The sequence below is a fragment of the Ferruginibacter sp. genome, assembly GCF_014377975.1.
Lineage (GTDB): Bacteria > Bacteroidota > Bacteroidia > Chitinophagales > Chitinophagaceae > Ferruginibacter.
In genome coordinates, this window is the sequence record NZ_JACMOO010000038.1 from 41,769 (window position 1) to 47,768 (window position 6,000).

Here is a 6,000-nt window from a genome sequence, read left to right on the forward strand (position 1 = left end):
TTGTATCCATTTTTATTGACCTTTAGTGGCCTCCAAAGCTGTAACTTTTAATAACGGATCATGCATTCATATTTGCCGAAGTTGTGCACGCTTATTTACTGAATCTGTGCATTTTTATCTGCCGTTCTGTAGTGTTTATCAATTGCCTTTAAAATAGTTAATATACTAAAGTAGAAAGAATGTTTTATAATTTACTAACCTGATCTGTTAGCTTAACTACATCCAGATTTTTATAATTTTTATTTACACAATAGGTAAACAGTTTCCTTATTTTATATTCTGCCATTTCATTACGGTAAGGCAAAGAATCGGCCTTTGCTTTGTTTGCTGAATGAATCCTTATAACACCAGATATGGAAATACCAGCTATCCCGACCCCATTCCCCATTCATTTATCCGTTTAAATTGGCGTGATGGAAAGGGGGGCAACAATCGTGGATTTTCCACAGTAGCAGTAAAATTTATTTTGGTATTTGAACTATAGGTTTGTCATTTTTATTAAGCAATTTAAATCCTGTAACATTAGAATCATTATTAAGCATTTCAAATTCTTGTGAAATAGATTCTCTTACTGTAAAACATGTTTGAAATATTTAGCGCTTTGTATGGTATAATTCCTACATTTAACAAGCTATTCCGTTTACCCTGTCATTATTATTTTTATAGGTAAACTTTAATAAAATGGATCCTCAAAAAGTAAATGGGTTAGACTATTTCTTGCCAACAAAAATCGACGATGTACTATGGCTGGTAAATGATGCCGTAGCCAAAAGCGAAATCATCTGTGTTCGTGGAGCAGCGCACTCTTTCCCGCTTATCAATACATTGGAAAAAGGTTCAACAGGCCGCAGGCCCTACAAATATGTAATGCTCAGCAACCTGTATGGTATAAAGTTTTTAGAAAATGATTTGGTAAAAGTTGATGCAGGTTGTCATCTTGGCCCCGATCCTTGGGATCCTTTGGGCGTTTCCAATAAAGAGAATTCTTTATTGTTTCAGCTCAATAACAAGGGGCTCGCCCTTCCCGATCTTGGGGGCATTACACATCAAACTATTGGCGGTTTTTTAAGCACTGCATCATCCGGCGGCTCAACCAAATTTTCTTTTGAAGATGCTTTAATGAGTGTTGATATTGTTACCTGCGAAGGTGGGGTGGCTACTTTAAAAACATTCAGCAGACCGGCGGATGGCAATGAGGATGATCCATTTTACGGCGCAGCCATTGCTACCATGGGTTTGTTCGGTGTTATTGTTTCCGCTACTTTTAAATGTGTACCAAAATTTTACATCACCGGCGATGAAGCCACCACGTATGAAGCAGATTGCGAAATAAATCTTTTTGGCAACGACATTACGGGTAAGGATGCAAAACCCAGCCTGGAAACATTTTTTAAAACAACAGATTATACCCGTTTAATGTGGTGGCCTCAGGAAGGTGTACATAAAATGGTGGTATGGAAAGCGAGCCAGGCAACTGAACTGCAGGCAAACGCCTGGGCCAAAAATGCCTATGAAAAAAGAGGCGAGGAGCCAAAACTTTTAAAACCTTATGAGGAAGTACCTTATGTTTTTAATAGTCCTGCACTGGCTACAATGGGCGCTGATTTTTTATTTACAGCCATCGGCAGGTGGCCCGATTAGCTGCAGGAACTATTGGGCGACACCCTAGAATATAATGTAATTAAGACAGCTGTTGACCTGATGTTTTACCCATTATTGCTACCTAAAATACTGGATATATTTGTTACGGTAGATAAACCGGATAATAAAAATAAAGGCCCGCAGCTTTTTGCAAATGAATGGTGGACAGGCTTGCCGATGGATAACCAGATGAGTGATAAACTGATGCCTGTTTGGTTTACCGAAATGTGGATAGATATATCGCAATCGCAACAGGTGATGAAGGATCTGCTTGATTTTTATAATAAAAGCACAGACAATACCGGGGCCTTTAGCTTCGAAATTTATCCTGCCAAAAGCAATAACTTCTGGCTGAGTCCATCTTACAAACTGGATGTGATACGCATAGATGTTTTTTGGTTTGGCAACAATACCGGCGACCCCGTAAAATTTTATCAAAAATTCTGGACTCTTTTACAAAAATATAATTTTCGTCCGCACTGGGGTAAATACCTGCCCGACAGTAAAGGCGACCAGGGCGTAAAATACCTGCAGGCCAATTATCCAAAATGGAAAAACTGGAGAGACCTGAGAACGCAACTGGACCCTCAACAGGTTTTTGTAAATGATTACTGGCGGGATCACCTTGACATTGATACTCCTTAAACTATTGTGGGAATGTTAAAAGTTTTTTTACAATTGAATAAAATGATGAATTATGATACAGCCTGCAGCCAATGGCTTATACCATCCAGCAAATGAAAACGATATTGTTGAACTGGTTGAATATACTATACAAAATAAATTACAGGTAAGGGTTAGGGGAGCAGCACAATCTGTTGTTGAGGGCGTGTATGCCGATGGCTATAATGCTGCTACCGGCGCCTTTGGTAATAATATAAATATTGAATTGGACCAGATGAGGACCGTAACATTTGGTGAGGGTAACAGCCAGGTTACGGTGGGCGGTGGTTGTAATCTTGGTACAGATCCGTTTGATCCTTCCGGTGTTTCGGAACTATCGCAGGATAAAAATTTATTTTTTCAGTTAAATCAAAAAGGGCTGGCAATACCTAATGTAAGCGGGGCCATTCACCAAACGGTTGCCGGTTTTATTTCAACAGGTTCTTCTGCCGGAACCATGCAGCATTCTTTTGATGAATGTATTTTGTCAATCCGCATCATTGATGGCACAGGCAAAATAAATGTTTTCAATAAAACTGATAATACTGATGATACTTTTTATGCTATCCCGGTTTCAATGGGCTTGCTGGGTATTATTACACAGGTTACACTGCAATGTGTACCGGCATTTGATATTATCGGCGAACAGGCTACTACCCCAGTTGCAGATTGTGCCTATGATTTTTTTGGGCCGGGCACAACTGATAAACCTTCTTTAGAAACGTATATCAGGAAAACAGAATTTTCACGCATTTTATGGTGGCCCGTTAAATCGCTAAAACGTGCCATTAGCTGGAAGGCCAAAACCATGCAGCCTGGTGATTATACTGCAGGCACCGGAAGCGTGGACAGTTTTAAACCCAAACCATATCAACCCATGTTTCCGGCACTGTTAGGCAGTACACTTCCGTCCGAAGCGGTTGCTGTTACGGGGTTTCAGCTAATAGCCACCTGGCCCGACTGGATATACACCCTGCATGGTAACAGCAGAGCCGAAAGTAGCTTTAAAGAAAAGATGCTTGAACTGGGCCTGGAAATAGTGTTTCCCTATTTTTATCCATTGTTGACGGATTTTTATTTTCCTGTAAATACAATCGCCAATCCGCCGCAGATATTTTGGGATAACTGGCTTAACAGTTTACCGATGGATAAAGTTGAATACAGCGGCAGTTTATTTAACCTTGCTTACAGCGAAATGTGGGTGTCTGCAGATAAGGCGATGCAACTGGTAAATGTGTTGGAAAATGATTATAACACAAAGGGATATAGTGCCACTAGTTTTTATACCGTAGAAATTTTAGGTGCAAAAAAAAGTAATTGCTGGCTAAGCCCTGCTTATGGCAATGACGCTGTAAGGATAAATATTTTATACTTTCAAAAATCTAAAGTTATACCGGCTGATTATTTTCAGCAATTCTGGGATCTATTAAATAAAAACAATATCCCTTTCAGGCCACATTGGGGTAAGGCGCTTCCTGCAGTAGTTAATTTAACTGACTGCTATCCAAAATGGTCCGTCTGGAAAACGCTGAGAGATCAAATGGATCCGCATAAGATTTTTTTAACGGATTACTGGCGGGGGCGCCTTGGATTAACTTAAGTAATGTTGCAGCTGATTTATACCTTGCTTATAGGATTATCTTTGCATGCGAATGAAAGATAAGAATAAGATGAAGCATCGATTGGTGGAGAAAGGATGATCATTAGTGAAATATTCACCATTGACCATTTACCATTGACCATTCACACTATATTATTTTAAACAAAAAAAATGGATGGCGATCTCAACAAGGCAACAAATAAAATATTTGCCAACACCCTGGTAAAAAAAGCAGAGCATTTCTGGAACAGGCTTATAAATATCGGTATAGACAATAATACAAGCGACTTTGATAAAAAACGAACCCGGCTTATTAATGGCATTTGCAGCTGGGCCTTTGCAATATTTTTTATTTATGTTATAACATATGCCACTGATAAAAAAGTAAGGTTTGTATTTTATGAAAGTGTTGCCGGGGTTATTGGATATGCCATGCCCATCATTATAAACTATTACAAAAAGCATAGCCTGGCATGTCACTTCTTTACAATTTTTAACCTTCTTTTTTACCTGGAGCAAAGTGTGAGCGGCGGCAAAGTAACTGGTGTGGAATATATTTTTGTTACCAGTAGCGTTACGGCCATGTTGTTTTTTAAAAAGCCACGGGTGGTGTTTCTTTATTTTTTGCTGAACATGCTTTTTTTTAGCCTTGCAAAATATTCTTTTACGCATTTAAAGCCCATATTTTTTTACAGCGACGAGGCCAATTCTATTTATGTAGCCAATCATATTACCATGTTTGTTATTCTTTTTATGATTATGTATTATTATAAATCAGAAAATGCAAGACAGGAAAAATTGCTGGCATTAAAAAACGAAAGCCTTACCCTGGAAAAACAAAAATCAGATAACCTGCTGCTGAATATTCTTCCTTTTGAAACAGCCGAAGAATTGAAACAAACAGGCACCGCAAAATCGAGACGGTTTAACATGGTAACAGTGATGTTTACAGATTTTAAAGGATTTACCAAATTATCTGAAAGGCTTGATCCGGAAAAACTGGTAAGAGAAATAGACCGCTATTTTAGTTTTTTTGACCAGGTAATTAGCAAATATTATCTTGAAAAAATAAAAACAATTGGCGACGCATATTTATGTGCCGGCGGCCTGCCCGAAGAAAATAATACCCATGCAGGTGATGTAGCACTGGCTGCGCTGGAAATACAGGAATTTATGCAGCAGCAAAAAAGCAACGGCGATGGGCTTTTTCTTGAATTGCGCATTGGAATACATACGGGCCCAGTTGTGGCGGGTATTGTAGGTACCAAAAAATTTGCCTACGATATCTGGGGCGATACGGTAAATATTGCCTCCCGGATGGAGAGCAGTGGTGAGGCTGGTAAAGTAAATATTTCAGGAACTACTTATGAATTGATAAAGGACAATTTTGCCTGTCTGTACCGGGGAAAAATTGCAGCCAAGGACAAAGGCGACGTGGATATGTACTTTATAGAAAGCGCCAAAAATACAGCAGTAATTACTGAATAAAAAGGTGTTTTTTTATGCCTATCAATTTAATTACCCGGAACTGTAACTTTTATTTATAAATTGGCTGTTGCTGATGCAGCAAGTATCAATTTAAATTTCGCGTCAAGGTCTTTGTATATACAAATTATATTTTTGTTCATTCCCAACATACCACCTCCGTAATATTGAAGTGCACAAAGCAATTCTCCATTCTCCATTTACTCATACCCCAATGCAGGCATTGAACGTTTATCATCGCCATTTTTATTTGAGCTTGTTGAGAAAATAAAAATCTTTCTTTCTCAGTCAGTAAGGCTTCGTATATTTCTTTTGTATTACTGCCCCTGACCGAATTCATCAATAACGCCCACATTTTACTGGTATCTGCATTAATGGTGGAAATACCAGCAATCCCGACCCTCATTCCCCATTCAATTTTACGTTTAAATAGATGTGGTGGAAGGGGGGCAATACTCGTGGATTTTCCAATAAGCTGCAGGACCAAAAACAAGAGCAGGTAATGAAAGATAGAGCGGAGATTTTATTGTTCAATCAATGTTATGGAAACCAGAAAGAATTGATACAGCAATTCAATGAAGTAAGGCAGCAAAATTCCAAGCTTGCAAAAC

General features: G+C 38.7%; 5 protein-coding genes. 4 read left to right on the top strand and 1 reads right to left on the bottom strand.

Features of this window, described 5'->3' with window-relative positions; all coding sequences use genetic code 11:
* Window positions 1–681: 681 nt before the first annotated feature.
* From H7254_RS02560 to H7254_RS02575, 4 genes are all read left to right on the top strand, one after another.
* Complete coding sequence (locus H7254_RS02560) at window positions 682–1,641, top strand: hypothetical protein (RefSeq protein WP_301931499.1); 960 nt, start codon at window positions 682–684, stop codon at window positions 1,639–1,641.
* 12 nt (window positions 1,642–1,653) lie between these two features.
* Window positions 1,654–2,286, top strand: a complete 633-nt coding sequence (locus tag H7254_RS02565; protein ID WP_301931500.1) for a D-arabinono-1,4-lactone oxidase — start codon at window positions 1,654–1,656, stop codon at window positions 2,284–2,286.
* A gap of 52 nt (window positions 2,287–2,338) precedes the next feature.
* Window positions 2,339–3,904: a D-arabinono-1,4-lactone oxidase gene (locus tag H7254_RS02570; protein WP_301931501.1), complete on the top strand. Its 1,566-nt coding sequence runs from the start codon at window positions 2,339–2,341 to the stop codon at window positions 3,902–3,904.
* A gap of 171 nt (window positions 3,905–4,075) precedes the next feature.
* A complete protein-coding gene (locus tag H7254_RS02575) occupies window positions 4,076–5,392 on the top strand; it encodes an adenylate/guanylate cyclase domain-containing protein (protein ID WP_301931502.1) in 1,317 nt (438 codons plus the stop codon).
* A 136-nt stretch (window positions 5,393–5,528) separates the two neighbouring features.
* On the opposite strand, the gene H7254_RS02580 is transcribed toward H7254_RS02575, so the two are convergent.
* Window positions 5,529–5,795, bottom strand: a complete 267-nt coding sequence (locus H7254_RS02580) for a hypothetical protein (protein ID WP_301931503.1) — start codon at window positions 5,793–5,795, stop codon at window positions 5,529–5,531.
* Window positions 5,796–6,000 lie beyond the last annotated feature (205 nt).